This window comes from Exiguobacterium sp. s132 (assembly GCF_018617235.1).
Lineage (GTDB): Bacteria > Bacillota > Bacilli > Exiguobacteriales > Exiguobacteriaceae > Exiguobacterium > Exiguobacterium profundum.
Genome location: NZ_JACSJU010000001.1, coordinates 421,603 through 443,852, shown reverse-complemented (window position 1 = coordinate 443,852; position 22,250 = coordinate 421,603). Strand labels below are relative to the sequence as shown.

Annotated in this window: 21 protein-coding genes; 1 reads left to right on the top strand and 20 read right to left on the bottom strand. The window is 50.3% G+C overall.

The window, feature by feature from the left end; translation table 11 throughout:
• Positions 1–10 precede the first annotated feature (10 nt).
• Positions 11–220, bottom strand: coding sequence for a DNA-directed RNA polymerase subunit omega (gene rpoZ, locus KNO78_RS02265; protein WP_015881337.1), 210 nt, complete (start codon positions 218–220; stop codon positions 11–13).
• A complete protein-coding gene (gene gmk / locus KNO78_RS02260; protein ID WP_031421596.1) occupies positions 220–867 on the bottom strand; it encodes a guanylate kinase in 648 nt (215 codons plus the stop codon). Before gmk ends, rpoZ begins: the two co-directional genes overlap by 1 nt.
• A gap of 131 nt (positions 868–998) precedes the next feature.
• On the opposite strand from gmk, the gene KNO78_RS02255 reads away from it, so the two are divergent.
• Positions 999–2,690, top strand: coding sequence for an Rqc2 family fibronectin-binding protein (locus KNO78_RS02255; RefSeq protein WP_214691073.1), 1,692 nt, complete (start codon positions 999–1,001; stop codon positions 2,688–2,690).
• A 46-nt stretch (positions 2,691–2,736) separates the two neighbouring features.
• Here the strand turns inward: KNO78_RS02255 and KNO78_RS02250 are convergent, their stop codons facing one another.
• From KNO78_RS02250 to KNO78_RS02165, 18 genes are all read right to left on the bottom strand, one after another.
• Positions 2,737–3,675 (bottom strand): FUSC family protein, encoded by a 939-nt coding sequence (locus tag KNO78_RS02250; RefSeq protein ID WP_074037299.1) that lies wholly within the window; start codon positions 3,673–3,675, stop codon positions 2,737–2,739.
• Positions 3,672–4,502 (bottom strand): hypothetical protein, encoded by an 831-nt coding sequence (locus tag KNO78_RS02245; RefSeq protein WP_074037301.1) that lies wholly within the window; start codon positions 4,500–4,502, stop codon positions 3,672–3,674. Before KNO78_RS02245 ends, KNO78_RS02250 begins: the two co-directional genes overlap by 4 nt.
• Before the next feature lie 89 nt (positions 4,503–4,591).
• On the bottom strand, positions 4,592–5,218 hold the full coding sequence (gene pyrE / locus KNO78_RS02240) for an orotate phosphoribosyltransferase (RefSeq protein WP_214691074.1): 627 nt from the start codon (positions 5,216–5,218) through the stop codon (positions 4,592–4,594).
• Positions 5,202–5,906, bottom strand: coding sequence for an orotidine-5'-phosphate decarboxylase (pyrF, locus tag KNO78_RS02235; RefSeq protein WP_214691075.1), 705 nt, complete (start codon positions 5,904–5,906; stop codon positions 5,202–5,204). The genes pyrE and pyrF overlap by 17 nt, the downstream gene beginning before the upstream one ends.
• Positions 5,881–6,807: a dihydroorotate dehydrogenase gene (locus tag KNO78_RS02230; protein WP_214691076.1), complete on the bottom strand. Its 927-nt coding sequence runs from the start codon at positions 6,805–6,807 to the stop codon at positions 5,881–5,883. Before KNO78_RS02230 ends, pyrF begins: the two co-directional genes overlap by 26 nt.
• Positions 6,804–7,523: a dihydroorotate dehydrogenase electron transfer subunit gene (locus KNO78_RS02225; protein ID WP_214691077.1), complete on the bottom strand. Its 720-nt coding sequence runs from the start codon at positions 7,521–7,523 to the stop codon at positions 6,804–6,806. The genes KNO78_RS02230 and KNO78_RS02225 overlap by 4 nt, the downstream gene beginning before the upstream one ends.
• Positions 7,520–10,723, bottom strand: coding sequence for a carbamoyl-phosphate synthase large subunit (gene carB, locus KNO78_RS02220; protein WP_159562063.1), 3,204 nt, complete (start codon positions 10,721–10,723; stop codon positions 7,520–7,522). Before carB ends, KNO78_RS02225 begins: the two co-directional genes overlap by 4 nt.
• Position 10,724: 1 nt before the next feature.
• Positions 10,725–11,807, bottom strand: coding sequence for a carbamoyl phosphate synthase small subunit (locus KNO78_RS02215; RefSeq protein WP_214691078.1), 1,083 nt, complete (start codon positions 11,805–11,807; stop codon positions 10,725–10,727).
• On the bottom strand, positions 11,785–13,065 hold the full coding sequence (locus KNO78_RS02210; protein ID WP_214691079.1) for a dihydroorotase: 1,281 nt from the start codon (positions 13,063–13,065) through the stop codon (positions 11,785–11,787). Before KNO78_RS02210 ends, KNO78_RS02215 begins: the two co-directional genes overlap by 23 nt.
• Positions 13,062–13,976 carry an aspartate carbamoyltransferase catalytic subunit gene (locus tag KNO78_RS02205; protein WP_214691080.1) on the bottom strand — a complete coding sequence of 305 codons (915 nt, stop codon included), beginning with the start codon at positions 13,974–13,976 and terminating at the stop codon, positions 13,062–13,064. The genes KNO78_RS02210 and KNO78_RS02205 overlap by 4 nt, the downstream gene beginning before the upstream one ends.
• A gap of 129 nt (positions 13,977–14,105) precedes the next feature.
• Positions 14,106–15,410 (bottom strand): uracil-xanthine permease family protein, encoded by a 1,305-nt coding sequence (locus KNO78_RS02200; RefSeq protein ID WP_015881324.1) that lies wholly within the window; start codon positions 15,408–15,410, stop codon positions 14,106–14,108.
• 48 nt (positions 15,411–15,458) lie between these two features.
• The gene (gene pyrR, locus KNO78_RS02195) at positions 15,459–16,037 is read right to left on the bottom strand and encodes a bifunctional pyr operon transcriptional regulator/uracil phosphoribosyltransferase PyrR (RefSeq protein ID WP_230872797.1); all 579 of its coding nucleotides are present in this window, start codon (positions 16,035–16,037) and stop codon (positions 15,459–15,461) included.
• A 154-nt stretch (positions 16,038–16,191) separates the two neighbouring features.
• Positions 16,192–17,103, bottom strand: a complete 912-nt coding sequence (locus KNO78_RS02190; RefSeq protein ID WP_015881322.1) for an RluA family pseudouridine synthase — start codon at positions 17,101–17,103, stop codon at positions 16,192–16,194.
• Positions 17,103–17,576 carry a signal peptidase II gene (lspA, locus tag KNO78_RS02185; protein ID WP_015881321.1) on the bottom strand — a complete coding sequence of 158 codons (474 nt, stop codon included), beginning with the start codon at positions 17,574–17,576 and terminating at the stop codon, positions 17,103–17,105. Before lspA ends, KNO78_RS02190 begins: the two co-directional genes overlap by 1 nt.
• Before the next feature lie 57 nt (positions 17,577–17,633).
• On the bottom strand, positions 17,634–20,360 hold the full coding sequence (gene ileS / locus KNO78_RS02180; RefSeq protein WP_159562059.1) for an isoleucine--tRNA ligase: 2,727 nt from the start codon (positions 20,358–20,360) through the stop codon (positions 17,634–17,636).
• A 275-nt stretch (positions 20,361–20,635) separates the two neighbouring features.
• The gene (locus KNO78_RS02175; RefSeq protein WP_074037318.1) at positions 20,636–21,184 is read right to left on the bottom strand and encodes a DivIVA domain-containing protein; all 549 of its coding nucleotides are present in this window, start codon (positions 21,182–21,184) and stop codon (positions 20,636–20,638) included.
• Between the two features lie 18 nt (positions 21,185–21,202).
• Positions 21,203–21,973, bottom strand: coding sequence for a YlmH family RNA-binding protein (locus KNO78_RS02170; RefSeq protein WP_214691081.1), 771 nt, complete (start codon positions 21,971–21,973; stop codon positions 21,203–21,205).
• 3 nt (positions 21,974–21,976) lie between these two features.
• On the bottom strand, positions 21,977–22,246 hold the full coding sequence (locus KNO78_RS02165) for a YggT family protein (protein ID WP_015881317.1): 270 nt from the start codon (positions 22,244–22,246) through the stop codon (positions 21,977–21,979).
• Positions 22,247–22,250: the final 4 nt, after the last annotated feature.

Below are 22,250 nucleotides of genomic sequence, written 5' to 3'. Positions count from 1 at the left end.
GGGTCACACTTCATCCGTTGTTTTTTTCGTTCACGATGATTGTCGTATCACCCGAAAATAGTTCTTCTAACGCTTGACCGACCGGCTTATATGATTTTGGCTCGGCGACTTTCGGTGCTTTTCCATCTTGAATCTGACGCGCCCGTTTTGCAGCGACCGTAACGATCGTGTATTTTGACGGGATAGTACGTTGTAAGGCATCAATCGAAGGGTATAACATTAAATGACCTCCATCATGGCTTTTTTATAGAGTGACGCAACACGTTCACGTTTACAATGCTCGGCTGTCACGATCGCTTTAATTCGATCGATGGCTTTGTCGACCTCGTCGTTCGTGACGACATAATCGTAGGCGTCCATCAACTCGATTTCTTCACGCGCGACGAGCAGGCGTTGCTTAATGACTTCTTCTGACTCCGTGCCTCGTCCGATGAGACGATTGCGAAGTTCTTGAAGACTTGGTGGTGCCAAGAATAAAAAGACGGCTTCTGGGAGAAGTTCCTTCACTTGGAACGCCCCTTGCACCTCAATTTCAAGAATGACATCTTGGCCGCTTTCGAGCGTTTCACGCACCCACTCTACAGGCGTCCCGTAATAGTTACCGACAAATTCGGCATGTTCAAGCAGTTCTTTTTGTTCGATCATCCGTTCGAACTCTTCTCTCGATTTGAAGAAGTAATGCACTCCTTCAACTTCCCCTTCACGTGGTTTTCGGGTCGTCGCCGACACCGAATATTGAAGGTTGTTGTCCTCTTCCTCGCGAAGAGCACGGCAAACGGTCCCTTTTCCGACACCGCTCGGTCCAGACAAAACGATTAATAATCCTCGTTCTTTAAAATTCACTGCAAGCCCTCCATCTTCTAACATCACATTTAATTATAATAGCAGTCAATCAATTGTCCCGGCAAGAAGAAGTTCGGATTTCCTACTCCATCGTACCATATTTTCTGTTTTTCTGATAACGTAGAGACAGAAAATGAACAAAGGTGATGAGATCATTGGCTTATGATGGATTAATGACATATCGTGTCGTACAAGAATTACAATCGCTCGTCGGAGGGCGAATCAACAAGGTACATCAACCGTATTCGCTCGATTTGATGCTTCAAATTCGCTCGAATCGTCAGAACGCGCAACTCTTGATATCAGCAAACGCGATGTATGCCCGTCTTCAGTTGACGGATACACCGATTAAAAACCCACAAGAACCGCCGATGTTTTGCATGATGCTCCGCAAACATGTGGAAGGTGGATTCATCACGGCGGTCGAACAAATCGGAAGGGACCGTGTCATCGTCATATCGGTCCGCTCTCGTAACGAGCTCGGCGATGAAGAATCGAAGAAAGTATACATCGAATTGATGGGGCGCCACTCGAACGTCGTCTTGACGACGGAAGAAGGCAAAATATTAGATGCAATCAAGCATCTACCTCCTTCTCAAAACACGTATCGGACCATCATGCCGGGTAGTGACTATCTCCTTCCTCCGGAACAACATAAGTTCGATCCATTGACCGAGATGACAGAAGGATTGAAACGAATCGATTGGAACGCCGGCAAGCTCGATAAACAGATAGTCTCCACGTTCGCCGGTGTCAGTCCGCAAATCGCACAGGAAGTGGTTCATCTCGCAAAAACGCCGAATCGAGATTCCTTACAGCAAGCATTTGAGAACGTCCTTCGTCAACTCGATGGTCCCTACGTTTTCCAACAACTTGCGAATGGTAAAGAACGATTCGCTCCGATTGCATTGACAGCCGGGGACATCGAAACCGAGGAAACGTATGAATCGAGTAAAGAAGTGCTCGACCGTTTCTACTATGAAAAAGCGAACCGTGACCGTGTGAGACAACAAGCGCACGATGTCGAACGTCTCCTTAAATCAGAACTCGAAAAGAATCAATTAAAACGGCGTCGTCTCTTAGACGACATGAAGGCGACGGAGCGGGCGGATGAGTTACAAAAATACGGCGAGCTGTTGACGACGTATCTATTCCAACTCGAAAAAGGGATGCGCGTCGCCGAAGTCGTCGATTATTATGACGAGAACGGTGCAATCCTCTCCATTCCGCTCGACCCACTCAAAACACCGAATGAGAATGCGCAGCAATACTATAAGAAATACAACAAACTAAAAGTAGCCAAAGTCGAAGTGAAGAAACAGATGGAGTTGAACGATGCAGAAATCGAATATTTAGAGACGCTCATCGCCCAACTCGACGTCGCTTCCCCGTCCGACCTTCTTGAGATTCGCGAGGAACTTGCAGAAGAAGGCTACATCCGTCAAAAACGTCAAAAGAAAAAAGCGAATCCGAAAATTTCGCTTGAAGCGTACACGTCCTCGACCGGAACAGAATTCTTTGTCGGGAAGAACAATACGCAAAACGACCATCTGACGTTCAAGTTCGCACGACGTGATGAGATTTGGCTTCATGTCAAAGATATTCCTGGGTCTCACGTGATTATCCGCTCGACGGAACCAGACGAGACGACATTACTAGAAGCCGCATCAGTCGCCGCCTACTTCTCGAAGGCACGTGCATCAAGTGGCGTACCTGTCGATTACACACGCGCCCGTTTCGTGAAAAAACCGAGCGGTGCGAAACCGGGATTTGTCATCTATACAGATCAACAGACCGTCTACGTGACTCCGAATGAGCAATTGATGAAGTCATTGAAACAATCGTAAACATGAAGACCCGTCATGATCATGGCGGGTCTTCTACGTATAGAGTTCAGATTTTCGGATCATGCTTAAACGCCTCGAGCTGTTCATGATAGTCGAGCAAATGCCCGTGTAAAATTTCTGAAACGGATAAATCTTCATGTGGAAGTTTGAAGAGCGAATAGGGCTTGTCACATGTATAGAGAATGTCGTGATGATGCGCTAGTAAATATAAAAATTCTGACTCAAATGCCTGACGCTCTTCCTCGCTCATCAACAGGAAAGCTTCTCGATGCTCGGCGAGGCTCTCTAGCAACAAGACCAGCTTGTCTTCAAGGTGAATCAACAAACGGTATTGTTTGATCGTCATATATTTCAATTTGACGTTCGTCACTTTCATGTCCTCTTGGAGCATCATATGAAGCTCCTGATGGCCAAGGATGCGGGCTCGCGTTTCTAGCAGCTCTGCCGGGGAACCGACGAGCTCTCGCCAGTGATGGAACAAGTAAGAAGAAGTCTTACGTACCTCGTTCAATAACCGGTCCTCATAACGAGGAGGCATGAACGCGTAATTGACACCGAGTGAAACGAATACACCAACCGCCGTTAATAGAGAACGGGTCCACGCATAATGGAAGAAGTCCGATGTAGGACTTTCGAGCATCATGACGATGGCAAATGCCGCATACGTCGACATGTGGGTTTTATCGAACGTCGTGTTAAGCGTGAGCGAAACGATGACGGCTAATCCAATCGAGAGCGGATTGACACCGAACAAATAGACGATGAAGAGCCCGCACATAAGACCGACGACCGTTCCGAATATGCGACTGAATACGATTTTAGACGATCGCTTGACGGTCGGTTGCATCGCCACAACTGCTGCGATGGCTCCCATCCCTGAATAAATCCCGAAGATATACCACGAGATGGCGACGGTGATGGCGACGGCAATTCCAGTTTTTAACGTACGTAACCCGATTTTCGGGATGTATCGTTGTCCATTCATTTGAGTTCGACCTTTCCTGTCTCAGAAATCAGTTCCACCACCGGTCGATTCGATGTCGACAATTGATACACACCCGGTTCGACTTCTTCGTAACGGTCGCTACTCGAGACTTTTCCGGTCGTCGTCACGTTCACTTGTCCTGTCGCATGTTTCGGCGCGTAACTAAGCGTCCCAGCTTCCGTTTGGATGGTCATCGCTTGATTGACGACAACATCGCTGACGGTCGCATGACGATAAGAGCGAATGTCACCGTTCACAAGTCGTGCCGATTCGATAGTCGTATCGCTTTTCGATTCAATCCGTAGACGATCACTATCAATCTGTTTCAAATTGACGGCATTCACATCCATAACAATCGTCTTCGCATTTAATCCTTGTCCTGTCACCTGCTCCGCTCCCAGATGAACCGATGTCATCGAGCTCGGCAAAGCGACTTTAATTTTATAGCGCGACGGTTCATCGCTCGCTCGACTTCCGAAATAGCTGAACCATCCATATCGCTCGACGACGTAGATGGTATCCCCGACTGACTTGACTTTGATGCGGCGTTCTTTCGAATTAGTCTGCATCACTTCAATCTGTACCTTTTCATTTGGACTACGAACGAATTCCACATTCCCATGGTCTGTTTCGAGTCGCAATTTCTTCATTTGATATCGGTCTTCATACTGGTCTCCTAGCGCTAATAAATGGCTGAACACAAATAAATTCACTAAAAAGAGCGCTGGGATGATTATCAAGACGAGACCGAAGGCGACTTTACGATGTTTTGGAATTGCACGAAATCGTGCGTTCCATGTCTTCTCTTTGCTTCTTGAATACGCCATATGCCTCTCCTTTTCGAATCACTTCCGTTATTTTACCATGAAGTATGACATATGCCGAATCGAAAAAGAATCCGCCCGAAGGTGGATTCTTAAGAGGTGACGAGGTCGCTCCAGGCACGAGGATCTTCTTGCCAGTCGCGAAGCGAATCGAGCTCCGAACGGTTTAGAACGCCCGTACTCTCTGCCACTTCAATCAATTCTGAGAACGTTGTCAACGATGTTGCCGTCAGATCTGCATCGCTTAGATTCTTCTGAAGAACCGGTAATCCGTACGAGAAGATGGCTTGAATCCCAATGACGTCACCACCCGCCTGACGAATCGCCTTCGCCGCATCGATACTCGACATCCCGGTCGACAATAAATCCTCGATGACGAGTACTCGAGCGCCTGCCTCGAGTCTTCCTTCAATTTGATTGCCTTTCCCATGCCCTTTTGCACTCGAACGGACATAAATGAATGGAAGCCCGAGTCGGTCAGCGAGCAATGCCCCGTGAGGGATACCTGCCGTGGCCGTCCCTGCGATCACATCGACATCGGTCGGATTCACTGACTTCACCAATCCATCGACGATGACTTGACGCACTTTCGGATAACTGAGTGTGAGTCGATTGTCGCAGTAGATCGGACTCTTCAATCCGCTCGACCATGTATACGGCTCAGTCGGTGATAGTGTGACGGCTTCAATCTGTAAAAGTGCCTCAGCGATTTGTTTCATTCATTTGTCCCCATTCCTTCATAAATTGGTCGTACATGGCCATCGGATCAGTCGCACGTGTAATCGGTCGGCCGACGACAATTGAGTGAACGCCCGCCAATCTCGCTTCCTGTGGCGTCGCGATACGGACTTGATCATCCTCGGTTGCATCGAGTCGGATGCCAGGTGTGACCGTCATGAACGTGTTCCCTAGTTTTTGATGAATCGCTTTCGCTTCTTGAACGGATGCGACTACTCCGTCAAGTCCTGCCTGCTTCGCAAGTGTCGCTTGTCTGAGAACGGCTAGATCGAGTCGTCCAGCAATCCCGAGCTCTGTCTGCATCATTCGTTCATCTGTCGACGTCAACTGTGTGACCCCGATCAATCGAGTCGTATCGTTTGCCTGACGTAACCCGTCTAACGCATAACGCATCATCTTTTCGCCGCCTAATGTGTGGACATTCGTCACAGCCACCCCGAGCTTTCCGATTTGTCGCATCGTACGGCGTGCCGTCTCCGGGATATCGTGTACTTTCACATCTAGAAAGACCGGATAACCCTCGTCGACCAATTCTTCGACAAAGCGTGCGCCTTCCCGATAAAAGAGTTCCATCCCGACTTTGACAGCCGGTCGGTTTGAAAATCGTTTTAACAAATGAAACGCTTCGTCCCGCGTTTCAACGTCAAGGGCGAGATACAAGTTGCGCATAGGCCTTCCCCCTCACATCCAAAATATGTTCGATTCCGAGTGAATCAAGTCGTGCCGGTAACGCTTCAATGATTTCCTGACAGACGTATGGATTTTCAAAGTTCGCCGTCCCGACGGCAACGGCAGAAGCCCCCGCGTAAATAAACTCGAGCACATCGTCGACCGTCCGAACCCCGCCCATGGCGATGATAGGAATGTCGACCGCTTGTGCGACTTCATACACCATCCGGACCGCTACCGGTTTGATGGCTGGACCGGATAACCCACCGATTTGGTTCGCTAAAATCGGTCGACCTGTCTCGATATTGATTCGCATCCCTACGAGTGTGTTGATCATCGTCAAGCCGTCCGCCCCGGCTGCTTCGACGGCTCGCGCCATGTCGGTGATTGACGTGACGTTCGGAGACAGTTTGACATAGACCGGCTTACTTGAAGCCGCTTTGACGAGTCGTGTAAGTTCTGCGGCCATCACCGGGTCCGTCCCAAACTGCATGCCTCCACATTTCACGTTCGGACACGAGATGTTCAATTCAATGGCTTTAATCGTCGGGTCGGCACTGATTCGACGGGCGACTTCCACGTATTCATCTGGCGTCGAACCGGCAACGTTGGCGATGATTTCCGTGTCGAACGTCGAGAGAAATGGTAACTTTTCTTCGATGATCGCATCGACTCCCGGATTTTGAAGACCGATCGCGTTGAGCATACCCTGTGCCGTTTCGGCAACACGTGGGGTCGGATTACCGAATCTCGACTCCTCCGTCGCTGCCTTGATCATGATCCCTCCCAAAATCGAGAGGTCGTACAACTTCGCGAATTCCTCCCCAAATCCGAAACATCCGGAAGCCGGAATGATTGGATTTTTTAAACGAAGACCTGGTAACTCGACATTCAATCTCATAACAGCACCTCTTCCGCATTGAATACCGGACCGTCACTACAGACTTTCACATAGCCGTCCGGCGCTTGACAGACACAGGCAAAACAAGCACCTATGCCACAACCCATCCGATTCTCGATCGAGAGATATCGTTCAGGAATTGGTGAAGCGGCGACTGCTTTTAACATCGCTTCCGGACCACAACTGAACAACACATCGGCTTGGATGCGTGCGAGGGGGCCAGTGACGAAGCCAAGCTCCCCGTGAGTACCGTCTACTGTCGTGATGATCGTCTCACCAAGTTCACGAAAGGCTTCTTCATAAAAGACGCTTTCTTTTGAATCAAACCCGAGAATTGCAATCGTTTCAATCCCCATCTCATGTAGTCGACGTCTGACGTAGTAAAGCGGTGGGACCCCAATCCCACCTCCGACCAGGACGACTCGCTTTCCATGTTGCGCCAGTGGAAAACCGTTCCCGAGCGGACCAAGGACGTCTAGCGTGTTCCCCACTCGTTTCCCTGCCAGCTCAGTTGTCCCTTCCCCAATCACTTTGTATAAGAAGGTGATTTCGTCCCCCTCGACGTTCGCCACCGATAACGGCCGACGTAACAGACCGGACGTCTTGATGTGAAAGAATGTCCCAGGGGCGACCTCCACCCCAGGGCAACGTACTTTCATTTCCATCGTCGCTTTGGCGATTTGCCGGTTGCTCACAATCGTCACGTCATGTCTCATACCATCACCCCGAACGTTGTGAATGCCGGGATGCTGACCGTCTGGAACGACAGGCTTTCAATGACTTGTAACAAGGCTTCGACCGTATCGAGCGAGGTCAGGCAAAGCGTGCCCTGTTCGGCGGCCGTTCTTCGAATCAAGAACCCGTCTTTCGTGACGAGTGCGTCGCGGCTCGTCGTATTGATGATCAAGTCGACGTCTCCCCGCTCGATCACACTGAGCATCGTCTCACCGTCTTCTTGAATTTTCCCGACTCGACGAACACGCATCTGTTCCACTTCAAGACTATCAGCCGTCCCACTCGTTGCCATGAGGCGGAAACCGAGGCGGTCAAATCGTTTCGCCAAGGCGATGGCCTCGTCTTTGTCATGGTCGGCAATCGTCATGAGCACGTTCCCTTTCAAGGCGATGTTCATCCCTGCTGCAACGAGCCCTTTATAGAGCGCTTTTTCGAGCGTCCGGTCTGTCGCCATGACCTCTCCTGTCGACTTCATCTCGGGACCGAGCGATGGGTCTACCTCTTTCAATTTCGCGAACGAGAAGACCGGTACTTTGACCGAAATACTGTCCGACTCAGGATGAATGCCTGTCCCAAGACCTAGTTCTTTTAAACTCGTCCCAAGAATCGTTTGTGTTGCAATCCGTGCGACCGGTAACCCCGTTACTTTCGAGATGAATGGGACCGTCCGACTCGCACGTGGGTTTACCTCGATCACATACAGGTCATCCGCATAGACAAACTGGATGTTGAGAAGGCCTTTGATGCGGAACGCTTTCGCTAACTTGATTGTATAATCGACGACTTTTTGTTTCAGTTCTTCACTGAGTCGTTGAGGCGGATAGACGGCAATGGAATCGCCTGAGTGTACGCCGGCACGTTCGATATGCTCCATGATCCCTGGGATGTAGACGTCCGTCCCGTCACAGATGGCATCGACTTCAATCTCAATTCCTGTCAAGTAGCGATCGATGAGAACCGGTCGATCTTTCGAGGCGATGACCGCATGTCGCATGTACCGCTCGAGCTCTGACTGTTCATACACGATTTCCATCGCCCGTCCACCGAGGACGTACGATGGTCGAACGAGTACCGGATAGCCGAGCTCATTCGCACATGTGACAGCCTCTTCCACGTTTGTCGCAGTCTTTCCTGGTGGTTGAGCCAATCGTTCCGCTGACAATGTGGCTTCGAACGCCTTTCGGTCTTCGGCACGGTCGATATCTTCCAGCGTCGTCCCAAGAATTTTCACGCCGTTCGCTTCTAACGATGCCGCCAAGTTAATGGCAGTCTGTCCACCGAATTGGACGATGACACCTAGCGGGTTTTCGTTCTCGATGACCTCTAATACGTCTTCTGTCGTCAACGGTTCGAAGTACAATCGATCGGAGATGGAGAAGTCTGTCGAGACCGTTTCTGGGTTGTTGTTGATGATGATGGCTTCATATCCTGCATCTCGAATCGTTTCGATTGAGTGAACGGTCGCATAGTCGAACTCGACACCTTGTCCGATTCGAATCGGACCTGATCCAAGGACGAGGATGGACTCCCGGTCTGTCTTCACCGCTTCGTTCTCCACTTCATATGTCCCATAAAAGTATGGTGTCTCAGAAGCAAACTCGGCCGCACACGTATCGACCATCTTATAGACGGGACGAATGCTCCATTCTTTCCGTTTCGTGCGAACCGCTTCTGTATCCATCGACAGCATACGGGCGATTGCCACATCACTGAACCCTAGACGTTTCACATCCAGTAGACGTTCTGACGTCAACGGCTCCTTGATCAGTTGTTGCTCTGCCTGCCAGATCCGGTTCAATTTCTGTAAGTAGAATCGATCGATTTTTGTCAGTTGGTGTAGCGTTTCTACCGTGTATCCGCGACGAAGGGCCTCATAGACGATGAACAAACGCTCGTCTGTCGGATGAATGAGTCCATTCTCGAGCTGTTCTGTGTCTAATGCTTGAAGTTGTGGAAGGTGGAGTTCTTCCATACCCAGTTCAAGCGAGCGAACCGCTTTTAGCAGAGCCTCTTCTAAATTCCGACCGATGGCCATGACCTCACCCGTTGCCTTCATTTGTGTGCCTAAGCGGCGATCCGCGGACTCAAACTTATCGAAGGCGAAGCGTGGGATTTTAGCGACGACGTAATCGAGCGCCGGTTCGAACGAGGCGTAGCTCGTCTCTGTGACCGGGTTTTTTAGTTCTGACAACTTGTAACCGACAGCGACTTTCGCAGCAAGCTTGGCAATCGGATAGCCTGTCGCTTTTGATGCGAGCGCTGAGCTCCGTGAAACACGTGGATTCACTTCGATGACATAGTACGTGAAACTGTCTGGGTCGAGTGCGAATTGGATGTTACACCCACCCTCAATACCGAGTGCCCGAATGATATCGAGCGAGACGCTGCGTAACATCTGATAATCCCGATCTGATAGCGTCTGCGTAGGGGCGAATACGATCGAGTCACCGGTGTGGACTCCAACCGGGTCAAAGTTTTCCATCGCACAGACGATGATGGCTTGGTCACTCGAATCACGCATGACCTCGAACTCGACTTCTTTCATCCCGGCAATCGATTTCTCCAACAAGACTTGCGTAACAGGACTCGCCTTTAATCCAGATTCAACGATTTGCTCGAACGATTCCCGGTCATGGGCAATCCCGCCACCAGTTCCCCCGAGCGTGTACGCAGGTCGGATGATGATCGGGTATCCGATCCGTTCCGCAAATCCCCAGGCAGACTCGAGCGTATGGACGATCTCACTTTCAGGTACGCCGTGACCGAGTTCGAACATCAAGTTACGGAACTGTTCCCGGTCCTCCGCCTGAACGATCGCAGACAATTTTGTTCCAAGAAGTTCCACGCCACAATCCCGCAGGACGCCCCGTTTGTCGAGTTCAAAAGCCAAGTTCAAACCCGTCTGCCCGCCAAGCGTGGCAAGGAGTGCATCCGGACGTTCCTGCCGAATGATTCGCTCGACGAATTCTGGTTCGAGCGGTTCGATATAGACACGGTCCGCCGTCGTCGGATCTGTCATGATGGTGGCCGGATTCGAGTTGACGAGGATGACTTCGTAGCCTTCTTCTTTCAAGGCAAGACATGCCTGTGTACCAGCATAATCAAACTCCGCTGCTTGTCCGATTACAATCGGTCCTGATCCGATTACGAGGATTTTCTGAATATCTGGTCGTTTTGGCATGTCAAATTCCCACTTTCTGTTTGTTTTCTTGTACGAGTTGCATGAATCGGTCAAATAAGTCGTTGGCGTCGAACGGTCCCGGTGCTGCCTCGGGATGATACTGTACCGAGAAGGTCGGGTGATGGAGATGTCTTACCCCTTCGATCGTTCCGTCATTGACCGCACGGTGTGTGACGATGAGCGGTGTATCGAGCAGTGACGTTTCCTCAACCGCATATCCATGGTTTTGAGAGGTGATGGTCACGGCACCGGTCTCAAGCTCGAGCACCGGATGATTCGCGCCACGATGTCCGAACGGAAGCTTGAATGTGTTCGCACCGTTTGCGAGAGCAATCAACTGGTGACCGAGACAAATCCCGAACATCGGTGTCATCGGCATCAGATGCTTGATGAGCGGCAGTGCCGTCGGAACGTCTTTTGGATCTCCCGGTCCATTTGACAACATGATGCCGTCCGGCTCATACCGTAATACATCCTCTGCCGTCGCATCGTGTGGGAAGACGACGACCTCACAATCTCGTTTCATCAACTCGCGCATGATTCCAAGCTTCGCCCCGAAGTCGATCAAAGCGATGCGAGGGCCAGCTCCCGTACTCACATATGTCCGCTTCGTCGATACGCGTGCGACTTGATCGTTCGGCGATTCTTCATTAAAACGGGTTCGTACCTCGTCCCACGTCAACTCTCCATCGATGAGGACACCGCGCATGACCCCTTTCGCTCGTAAATGACGTGTCAACATCCGTGTATCGATATCCGAAAGTCCCGGAATGCCGAAGCGGGTGAGTGTCGCATCGAGTGTCGCCGTTGAACGGAAGTTCGATGGCGTATCGCATGCTTCTTTCACGATTAACGCTTTTGCCATCGGAATCGTCGTTTCAAAATCCTCACGATTGACACCATAGTTCCCAATCAATGGGTTCGTCAGTACAATCATTTGGTCGCAGTATGATGGATCTGATAAGATTTCTTGGTATCCTGTCATACCTGTCTGGAAAACGACTTCCCCCATCGTATCAGCCGGTGCCCCGAATCCTTTACCGACAAAATTCATTCCATCCTCAAGCCATAATGTTCGTTTCATCAAATCGCCCCTTATATACAATTTCACCGCCGACCATCGTCATGACCGGCCATCCAACAAGCTTTTTCCCTGCGAACGGTGTATTCTTTCCTTTTGAGTAAAATGTCGTAGGATCGACCGTGCGAGACGTTTCCGTATCGATGAGAATCAGGTCCGCATCCACCCCAACTTTCAATTCTCCTCTCGATAAACCAAATACGTCACTCGGGCGTTTCGTCATCCAGTCGAGCAACTGATGCTCCTCCATGACGCCCGTTTTTACAAACGTCGTGTACAGAAGTGGAAAGGCAGTCTCGAAGCCGGTAATTCCAAACGGAGCCCGCTCTATCCCTTGTGCTTTTTCTTCTACTGTATGGGGGGCATGGTCCGTTGCGATCATATCGATCGTCCCGTCAAACAATCCCTCAAGGAGGGCCTGTCGATCATCCTCGCTTCGGAGCGGTGGGTTCATCTTGAAGTTTGCATCGAGCCCAGGGATATCGTCCTCGCTCAAGACGAGATGATGCGGCGTCACTTCTGCGGTCACGTGGATGCCGGCTCGTTTCGCATCCCGAATGACACGAACCGATTGGCGGGATGAGACGTGACAGACATGATAATGACACCCTGTCTCTTCAGCAATCAAAACGTCGCGAGCGATATGGATGCTCTCCGCAAGGCTCGGAATTCCTTGAATGCCATGCACCTCACTGAATTTGCCCTCGTGGACCGACCCGGCCTTTAACGTATTGTCCTCACAGTGGGCGACGACCGCTTTGTTCAATCGTTTCGCTTCACGCATGGCTTGTCGCATCATCGCCGCCGATTGGACACCGACACCATCATCCGTGAAGGCGAAGGCATCTGCGAGCGATTCCATGTCGACCTGTTCTTCCCCGAGCTGTCGTTTCGTGATGGCGGCGTAAGGTAACACACGTACGACCGCATCTTGTTCGATTTTTTGAAGGAGGACGTCCATTGTTTCGCGATTGTCAGGAACCGGTCTCGTGTTCGGCATCGAGCAGATAGTCGTAAATCCTCCTGCCGCTGCCGCCATCGTCCCCGTCTGAATCGTCTCTTTCGCCTCGCCCCCTGGTTCACGCAAGTGGACGTGGACATCGACGAGTCCTGGTGCGAGCAGATAGCCTGATGCATCGAGGACTTCTTGTCCCTCGGTCTCCCCTTTATAGTCGAGTGATTTTATCTTTCCGTCTTTCACTTGAATGGATGTCGTACGCTTCGTTCCCTTGTCATACCATGTCGCGTTTTGAAGTATCATTGTTGTCCTCCTAATGCTCGATTTAAGATGGTCATCCGGGCATACACCCCATTCTTCATTTGCGGGAAGATGCGTGACCGTTCATGCTCGATCAGACTTCCCGCAATCTCCACATCCCGATTGACCGGAGCCGGGTGCATGATGATGGCGCCTGCCTTCATTCGCTCGACGCGTTCGACCGTCAAACCGAACTGTGTGTGATACTCTTCTTTCGAGAAGACGTCTCCCATGATATGGCGCTCGTGTTGTACTCGGAGCAACATGATGACGTCACATTCGCCTATGATGTCATCGAGTTCTTTTCGCTCTAGCCCCATCGAATCGTCCCACCAAGAGGCAGGACTACAACCGACCACGTTTGCTCCGAGGCGCTTCAAGACGCTTGCGTTTGAGCGAGCGACCCGACTATGGACGAGGTCACCACAGATGGCGACGTTCAATCCTTGGAACGTTCCGAACTCTTCAAAGATGGTAACGAGGTCGAGCAACGATTGAGATGGATGTTCCCCGCTCCCGTCCCCTCCGTTCAACACCGGGATATTCAACTTTTCGATGAGTTCGTGATAATAGCCCGCTTCCGGATGTCGAATGACGAGTGCATCCACACCGATGGCTTCGAGCGTTTTACACGTATCGTATAGCGTCTCGCCTTTCGTGACCGATGACGTCGTCACATCGAACGGAATCTCCTGCATGTTCAAGTGGCGTTCGGCCATTTGAAACGAGTTTTTCGTACGTGTCGAGTTTTCAAAGAACAGGTTCGCTACGGTCTTCCCGTCAAACAGAGGAGGAAGATCTCCTTGCTTGTAGCGCAATGATTCTTCAATCATGCCCATGATCTCTTCAAGGGAAAGTGTGTCCAAACTAACGAAGTGTTTGACCGGTTTCACGTTTGTTTGCATCGTATTCATGTTCGTCTCCTCCTTTTATTAGAGGCAAAGAGAAAAGGCGTCTCTTCACCGATGTGAAGGGACGCCTTTATCTGGGCAGGGTACACCCAAATAAACGAGCCTTCACTTTGCCGACCTCACGGGATCGAATTAAAAGTTACTTGCTTGTTTCGTTTCTTCAGTTGTGTTGACTTCGACTGCTGTGTCGTCTTCTTCATGCGGTAAGATGGCGTTCAACAAAATGCCGACGACCGTCGCGAGTGCCATGCCTTGTACCGGGAAGCTCCCGATTTGAACCATCGCACCTCCGAGTCCGATGACGAGGATGACCGACGAGATGATCAAGTTGCGTTTTTCTGCCAAGTCGACTTTGCTCTCCACCATCGTCCGTAATCCGTTCGAGGCGATGACACCGAACAAGAGGATCGAGATTCCACCTTTGACCGGGTTCGGGATGGTCGAGATGAACGCTTCGATATGACCGAGGAATCCGAAGCTGATGGCCATGAGTGCTGCGCCAGCGATGACGTAGACACTGTAGACTCGTGTGATGGCCATGACGCCGTTGTTCTCACCGTAAGTCGTACATGGTGGTCCACCGAGTGCAGAGGCGACGGCTTTTCCCACTCCGTCTCCGAGTAGCGTGCGATGGAGACCTGGATCTTTCATCGTTTCTCGTCCGATAATTTTTGACGTGACCATCTGATCTCCGATGTGCTCCGTCATCGTGACGAGTGCGACCGGAACGATGGCGAGAAGGGCACCGACTTGCCACATCGGCATGTAGTCGACGAACACCATCGTGAAGTCAGGAAGTTGGAACAGGCTGGCTTGTTGAATCGGCGAATAATCAATGATGCCGAATGCCGCTGCGACTGCGTATCCTCCCACGATTCCAAAGAGGATTGGGACCGCTCCCCAGACACCTTTCAGTTTCGTCATGGCAAGCATCGTGATTCCAAGTGTAAGCAGGGCAATCGTCATGAACGTCCCGTTATAGGCACCATCTTGATTCATCGACATGTCGATGGCGACCGGTGCGAGCGAGAGTCCGATGACCATGATGACCGGTCCCACGACGACCGGTGGGAGCAGTCGGAGCAACCAGTTGACGCCTGTCTTATAGATGATCAAGGAGACGACACCGTACACAGACCCGGCGACGATTCCGCCGAAGAGTGCGGCTTCGACACCCCATTGCTGGCTGACCGCTATGATCGGGGCGATGTAGGCAAAACTTGAACCTAAGTATGTTGGGACTTTGAAGCGGGTAATCGCTAAGAATGAGAGCGTGGCCACACCGGAAGCGACGAGGGCGACCGATGTATTTAATCCTGTCAAAATCGGGACTAAAATCGTCGCTCCGAACATGGCGAAGACGTGTTGAAGGCTGAATAATAGCCATTGTGGAAAGTGAGCTGGACGCTCGTGGATGTGTAGAACAGGTTGTTTCATATTGAATTCTCCTTCCTGGCCTCTCTGGACCACCTTAAAGGTATGAGTTTATTGCTGATGGATCGTGACTTCATCCGCCGTGTCGACTTCACTGAGTCTCACAACGACTTGCTCGGACTTGGACGTCGGAACGTTCTTTCCGATAAAATCTGGTCGAATCGGGAGTTCCCGATGGCCTCGGTCAATTAAGACAGCAAGTTGGATGTAATCCGGACGACCATGGTCGACAAGCGCGTCCATTGCGGCACGAACTGTACGACCTGTGTAAAGGACATCATCGACGAGGACGACGGTCTTTCCATTGATATCATGGGGTAGTTCCGTCGCTTTGACTTCAGGGTCTAACGACTTCTTCGATAGATCGTCGCGATACAAGGTGATGTCGAGATTGCCGAGTGCGACCGGCTTGCCTTCAATCTCCTCGATTCGGCGAGCGAGTCGGTCAGCGAGCGTCTCACCTCTCGTCTTGATTCCGACGAGGACGACGTCATCGATTCCTTTGTTTCGCTCGATGATTTCGTGTGCGATTCGGGTCAAAGCACGACGGATTGCTGACTCATCTAAAATGACTGATTGTTTCACGTGATTCCTCCTTCCAAGCTTCACTAAAAAAGAAGACTCCCTCATCCGGCTGGAAAGGGAGTCTTCATCAAAAACGGCATACGAATGCCGGGGTTGAATTGACGTACATGTGACCGCGGTCACAATCCTTTCACAGCCTCTCTGGACTGGGTTTAAAGGTGTTATGCTTCCTAGACTATAAATCGGAACGTGACAGAAGTCAACGAGTTTTCTCGATTTTATCTAATTTTGCGAGTTCCGCATTAAAGTCTTCTGGTAATGGTGCCTCAAACTCCATCCATTCTTTCGTACGTGGATGGTGGAATCCGAGTGTTGCCGCATGGAGCGCTTGACCGCCCAAATCAATCGTGCGGCGTGGACCATATTTCGGGTCACCGGCGAGCGGATGACCGATATAACGCATATGAACGCGAATCTGATGCGTGCGTCCCGTCTCTAATTTACACTCCACGAGCGTGAAGTCTTTATAACGTTCGAGTAAACGGAAGTGCGTCACGGCTTCTTTTGCGTTCCGGTCCGTCACGGTCATTCGCTGACGATCATTCGTATCGCGACCAATCGGTGCTTCAATCGTTCCAAGTTCGTGGACGAGTTCGCCATGGACGAGCGCGATATACTCGCGTTTGATGGTCTTGTCCTTCAACTGGCTCGCCAGCGATTCATGGGCCAAGTCATTTTTGGCGACCATGAGAAGACCCGTCGTGTCCTTATCAATCCGATGGACGATTCCTGGACGTTTGACACCGTTGATACCCGAGAGGTCATCACAATGATAAAGTAGCGCATTGACGAGCGTCCCTGACGTGTGTCCGGCTGCAGGGTGAACGACCATCCCGCGTGCCTTGTTGACGACGATGACGTCCTCGTCTTCAAAGACGATCTCGAGCGGGATGTCTTCAGGCAATACTTCGAGTTCGACCGCTTCCGGCACGTTCACTTCCACTTCATCCCCCACTTGAAGCTTGTAGTTCGCTTTCACGGCACTACCGTTGACGAGGAGGGCTCCCGTCTTGATCCATTCCTGTACTTGAGAGCGTGACCATTCACCACGGTCACTGACCCACTTATCAATCCTTGCCTTTTCATCGGCGACAAAAGTATACGATTCCATTACGATTGTCCCCTTTCTTTGTGTAATTTTTCTTCAAATAAAATCCCGATGACCATCAAGATGACACCAAACGTGAGTGCCATATCAGCCACGTTAAAAATCGGGAAGTTGTATCCGAACGGATACGTATCGACAAAGTCGACGACTTCGCCACGGAACAAGCGATCAATAAAGTTACCGATGGCACCGGCCAACAGTAATCCGACACTATATCCGAGGAGTTGATAGCCGTTCACCTCTTTGTGCAAGAAGTAAACGAGTCCGGCAACGACGAGTATGGTGATGATAAAGAAGAACGCCATCTGTCCTTCTAACATCCCCCAAGCCGCTCCTTTATTGCGGTAGGACGTCCAGTATAACAAGTTCGGGATGACTTCAATCGATTGACCAATTGTCATCGTTTGAACGACTACCCATTTTGTGAGTTGATCGATCAAAATCAAGATGAGCGCCAATCCATAATATCGTTTCATATGCGTCTCCTTTCAAGCCGTTAAGAAACCGGAGTGGGGACGCCACTCCGGTTCGTCTTAACCGATTACTGATGCACAGCGTGGGCAAAGCTCTGGATGCTCTTCGTTTTGTCCAAGCTCTGTCGAGTATGTCCAACAACGTGCACAAGCGGCTCCATCCGCTTTCATGACTGTGATTTTCGTCGTCGCATAATCGACGTCTGCCGTCTCAGCCCACTCCACTTGCGATACTTGAAGCAGTTGGCTGACATTGTCGATCGTGTTCAACAAGTCGGCAGTCTCTGCTTTTGGTGCGAGAATCAACTTCGCTTCGAGCGGTTTCCCGATCAACTTTTCTCCACGTGCGATTTCAATCGCTTTGAGGACGTCGTCGCGAAAGACGAGGAACTTCGACCACTTCTCGAGTAATGCCGTTTCGTCTCCTGTGAGCGCGCTCACTTCTTCTAAATCCGTCAAGAAGATGCTTGCTTCTGACTTTCCAGGCACTTCTTTCCATGCCTCATCGGCAGTGTGTGGAAGGATTGGAGCCAATAGTTTCGTCAAGAGGACGACGGCATCGTACATGACCGTCTGAACGGCACGACGACGGAGATCGTCTTCACGTTCGATATATAGGATATCTTTTGTGAAGTCGAGGTAGAACGATGACAACTCGTTGACACAGAAGTTATGAACGAGGTGATACACGGCCATAAAGTCAAACTCATCATATGCTTTGACAACTTTTGTCTGCAATTGTTTGAGCTTCGTCGCCATGAAGCGGTCCGCTTCCGGCATATCGTCGAATGCGACACGCATCGATGGCTCGAACCCGTTCAAGTTCCCGAGTAAGAAGCGAATCGTGTTACGCATCTTCCGGTAAACTTCTGACACCTGTTTGAAGTTATCGTGTGACGCACGTACGTCCGACTGGTAATCGACGGATGCGACCCAAAGGCGTACGATCTCTGCGCCATACTGCTTCACAAGATCGTTCGGTGCAATCGTGTTACCGAGCGATTTCGACATTTTGCGTCCGTCCCCATCGAGGACGAATCCGTGACTCAAGACATTCCGGTACGGTGCTTTCCCAGTCGTCGCAACGGCCGTCGAGAGTGACGAGTTGAACCAACCACGATATTGGTCCGATCCTTCAAGGTAAAGGTCAGCCGGACGACGAAGGTTTTCGCGTTCTTCTAATACACCAGCGTGTGAAGAACCTGAATCGAACCAGACGTCCATGATGTCGAGCTCTTTACGGAATTCACCGTTCGGACTGTTCGGGTGAGTGAACCCTGCAGGGAGAAGGTCTTTCGCTTCACGCTCATACCAAACGTTTGAACCGTGCTCACGGAATAAGTTGGCGATGTGGTCGATTGTCTCGTTCGTGATGATTTCCGTTCCATCTTCCGCATAGAAGATTGGGATTGGAACTCCCCAGGCACGCTGACGGCTGATGACCCAATCTCCACGGTCACGGACCATGTTGTAGAGACGTGTCATTCCCCATTCAGGGACCCAGTTCACTTCCTCGATCTCACGGAGCATGTCTTCACGGAAATCTTTGATGGACGCGAACCATTGTGGTGTCGCACGGAAGATGACCGGCTTCTTCGTACGCCAGTCATGCGGGTACGAGTGTTTGATGAACTTCAAGTTGAGCAAGTAGCCGTTCTCTTCAAGCTTCATACCAATTTGTTTGTTCGCATCTTCGTAGAAGAGACCTTCGAAACCAGGGGCTTCGTCTGTCATATAGCCACGGTCATCCACCGGGCAAAGGACGTCTAATCCGTAAGCCTGTCCGACGCGATAGTCGTCTTCCCCGTGTCCAGGTGCTGTGTGTACGAGTCCAGTCGCATCCGCAGTGACGTGGTCGCCCAGGATGACGAGTGACGTCCGGTCATACAATGGATGTTGGGCCGTCATGTACTCGAAGTCACGTCCGTTCCAAGACCCACTCACTGTGTAATCCGTCCATCCGAGCGCTGCCGTCACTTCTTCAACGAGCGTTTCCGCGACGATATAGCCTTTTCCTTCATGTTCGATACGCGTGTAAGTCAACTCATCACTTACCGCGATTCCAAGGTTCGCCGGGATTGTCCAAGGCGTCGTCGTCCAGATGACGAAGTGATCGTCTGACGTCAACGTATCTTTACCGTCCACGACACGGAACGCCACGTAGATAGCCGGTGATTTTTTATCGTAATATTCAATCTCTGCTTCCGCGAGTGCCGACTCGGAAGATGGTGACCAGTAAACCGGTTTTTTCCCTTTGTAGATATAACCCTTCTCAGCCATCGACCCGAACAAACGAATCTGTGCCGCTTCGTATTCAGGAAGGAGCGTGATGTATGGGTTCTCAAAGTCTGCGAGAAGACCGAGACGTTTGAATTGTTCGCGTTGCGAGTTCACTTGCTCCATCGCATACTCTGCACACTTTTCACGGAATTCCGCGACTGTCATTTCCTTACGATTGACGCCTGCTTTTTGAAGGGCGTTCTCGATTGGAAGACCGTGCGTGTCCCATCCTGGAATCATTGGAGACTGATAGCCGTTCATCCCTTTGAAACGAACGATGATGTCTTTCAATACTTTGTTCATCGCGTGTCCCATGTGGATGTCACCGTTCGCATATGGAGGTCCATCATGTAAGATATATTGTGGTTTCCCAGCATTTTTTTCTTGTACCTTGTTGTAAAGGTCCATATCTTCCCATTCTGTTTGCATCGCTGGCTCGCGCTTTGGTAAATTCCCACGCATCGCGAATTCTGTGTTTGGCATTAATAGCGTGTCTTTGTAGTTCATCGAAACTCCTCCATCAACATTTTTTAGAAAACAAAAAAACCAACCCATCCCTGATAGGGACGAGTTGGTTGACTCGCGGTACCACCCTACTAGTCTCATCATCATGAGACCGCTCTCGGTAACCGATAACGAGGTCAGGCGGTCACGCTTACTTCAGTTCAGCGTGACGACTCATAGGGGATACCGATTCAAGTCTTTCTCCTAGGCTCTCACCGTCCCTAAGTCGCTTCGTAGGTATGACTCGATCGACGCGTCCTACTCAACGTGTTGATCATTTATCCGTGTTGTTCTTCATTACGTGTGACTTCGTCGTCATTATACGCAAGTTCTGTTCTATCGTCAAGAACCGTCTGCACAGGCGGTTCCCCGACAATCGTTTCCCATTCCGTACTGTTGAGAAGTTCCATTTGCGCATCGACGAGGACGCGGAAGCGTGTCCGATACAACTCTACTTTCTTGAGCATTTGAACGACTTCTCGTTCAGCAAGTTGCTCTTTGCGCGCCGCTTCCTCTTCACGAGCGAACGCTTCACGTTCCGCTTGTTTCAAGATGAGACTCGCTTCTTTTTGAGCATTGTTCTTCACTTCTTCCGCCGCTTCCTGCGCGACGATAATCGATTTGTTCAACGTATCTTCCATCGAGGAGAAGTAGTCAATGCGGGCTTGCATATCGTTGACAAGTTCTTCATACCGTCGATTCTCACGAATCAATAGTTCAAACTCTTTAATGATTTGATCTAAAAATTCATTGACCTCATCGATGTCGTACCCACGAAAACGGGAAGAGAATTCTTTATTATGAATATCAATCGGTGTCAACGCCATTCGACTTTCCTCCTAATTTCAACGTATGGTGCCATACTGGATTTTAATTTTTTCACGTTTGGTCGATCCGAGAATCTCCATCAATTTGATGCGACCATATCCACGGACGGATAGTAAATCATCCGGTTCAAGGATGAAGCTCGCGTCTTCAATGACTTTATGATTCACTTTACAGTCGCCATGTTTGACGAGCGCCTGCGCTTTTTGCCGAGAGATGTTAAGCACCTCGCTTGCGACCGTATCAAATCGTAAGGAAGAGACGATGCCGAACCCTTCAATCCATTCGGTCGCAGGGACGACAAGAACCTCGTCTTTTGGCACGGAAGAAATGCGAACTCTCGCTTTTCCGACACGTTCAAGATTCATTTCAATGAACCCGACCGCTTCACGCGTCGTCGCAAATTGTACAATCTCATCGTCAAGAACGACATCTCCGAACTTTTGACGTTTCATTCCAGCGTTCAGCAATGTACCTGTCACTTGTCGATGCGTCAAGTCCACGAATTTTGTTGGGTACTCGATTCGACGGATCTCAATCTCAAAATCATCTGGATTGAGTTCATAGTAATCCGGCGCTAAAATCAGACGACGTCGTTCCGCGCCTTCAAATCCGCCATCATCATGAATGACAAGTTGTTTACCGACGAGTTGTTTGACGATTTGCTGTTCACGTGGGTCTAGAAAATCCGTCAATTTCAACACATAGCTATTCTCCACTTGTTGTACCCAGTCGAGCACTTGTTCAACGAACGCGCGTTCACTTGGTCGATAATGGTCATAGACGCTCATACGTCACCCAAAGATCGCAGCGATTCCGGCTTGGGCCATACGAAGCACGAACAGCGCAACGATTGGGGAGATATCAAGCATACCACCAATCGGTGGGATGATCCGGCGAAACGGCGCCAAGAACGGTTCACACAAAAACGATAAGATTTGACCAAATTTAGATTCGCGTGCGTTCGGGAACCATGATAATAAAATATAGCCGATGAGGACCCAACTATAGATACCAAGTAGATCGCTCAACGTGTTGCCTAAGGCAGGGATTACGTTTTCCATTCAG

What these genes read in the sequence shown, in the direction of transcription:
- rpoZ (WP_015881337.1), bottom strand. Translation starts at nt 220, where the DNA reads ATGTTATACCCTTCGATTGATGCCTTACAACGTACTATCCCGTCAAAA.
- gmk (WP_031421596.1), bottom strand. Translation starts at nt 867, where the DNA reads ATGTTAGAAGATGGAGGGCTTGCAGTGAATTTTAAAGAACGAGGATTA.
- KNO78_RS02250 (WP_074037299.1), bottom strand. Translation starts at nt 3,675, where the DNA reads ATGAATGGACAACGATACATCCCGAAAATCGGGTTACGTACGTTAAAA.
- KNO78_RS02245 (WP_074037301.1), bottom strand. Translation starts at nt 4,502, where the DNA reads ATGGCGTATTCAAGAAGCAAAGAGAAGACATGGAACGCACGATTTCGT.
- pyrE (WP_214691074.1), bottom strand. Translation starts at nt 5,218, where the DNA reads ATGAAACAAATCGCTGAGGCACTTTTACAGATTGAAGCCGTCACACTA.
- pyrF (WP_214691075.1), bottom strand. Translation starts at nt 5,906, where the DNA reads ATGCGCAACTTGTATCTCGCCCTTGACGTTGAAACGCGGGACGAAGCG.
- KNO78_RS02230 (WP_214691076.1), bottom strand. Translation starts at nt 6,807, where the DNA reads ATGAGATTGAATGTCGAGTTACCAGGTCTTCGTTTAAAAAATCCAATC.
- KNO78_RS02225 (WP_214691077.1), bottom strand. Translation starts at nt 7,523, where the DNA reads ATGAGACATGACGTGACGATTGTGAGCAACCGGCAAATCGCCAAAGCG.
- carB (WP_159562063.1), bottom strand. Translation starts at nt 10,723, where the DNA reads ATGCCAAAACGACCAGATATTCAGAAAATCCTCGTAATCGGATCAGGA.
- KNO78_RS02215 (WP_214691078.1), bottom strand. Translation starts at nt 11,807, where the DNA reads ATGAAACGAACATTATGGCTTGAGGATGGAATGAATTTTGTCGGTAAA.
- KNO78_RS02210 (WP_214691079.1), bottom strand. Translation starts at nt 13,065, where the DNA reads ATGATACTTCAAAACGCGACATGGTATGACAAGGGAACGAAGCGTACG.
- KNO78_RS02205 (WP_214691080.1), bottom strand. Translation starts at nt 13,976, where the DNA reads ATGAATACGATGCAAACAAACGTGAAACCGGTCAAACACTTCGTTAGT.
- KNO78_RS02200 (WP_015881324.1), bottom strand. Translation starts at nt 15,410, where the DNA reads ATGAAACAACCTGTTCTACACATCCACGAGCGTCCAGCTCACTTTCCA.
- pyrR (WP_230872797.1), bottom strand. Translation starts at nt 16,037, where the DNA reads ATGAGGGAGTCTTCTTTTTTAGTGAAGCTTGGAAGGAGGAATCACGTG.
- KNO78_RS02190 (WP_015881322.1), bottom strand. Translation starts at nt 17,103, where the DNA reads ATGGAATCGTATACTTTTGTCGCCGATGAAAAGGCAAGGATTGATAAG.
- lspA (WP_015881321.1), bottom strand. Translation starts at nt 17,576, where the DNA reads ATGAAACGATATTATGGATTGGCGCTCATCTTGATTTTGATCGATCAA.
- ileS (WP_159562059.1), bottom strand. Translation starts at nt 20,360, where the DNA reads ATGAACTACAAAGACACGCTATTAATGCCAAACACAGAATTCGCGATG.
- KNO78_RS02175 (WP_074037318.1), bottom strand. Translation starts at nt 21,184, where the DNA reads ATGGCGTTGACACCGATTGATATTCATAATAAAGAATTCTCTTCCCGT.
- KNO78_RS02170 (WP_214691081.1), bottom strand. Translation starts at nt 21,973, where the DNA reads ATGAGCGTCTATGACCATTATCGACCAAGTGAACGCGCGTTCGTTGAA.
- KNO78_RS02165 (WP_015881317.1), bottom strand. Translation starts at nt 22,246, where the DNA reads ATGGAAAACGTAATCCCTGCCTTAGGCAACACGTTGAGCGATCTACTT.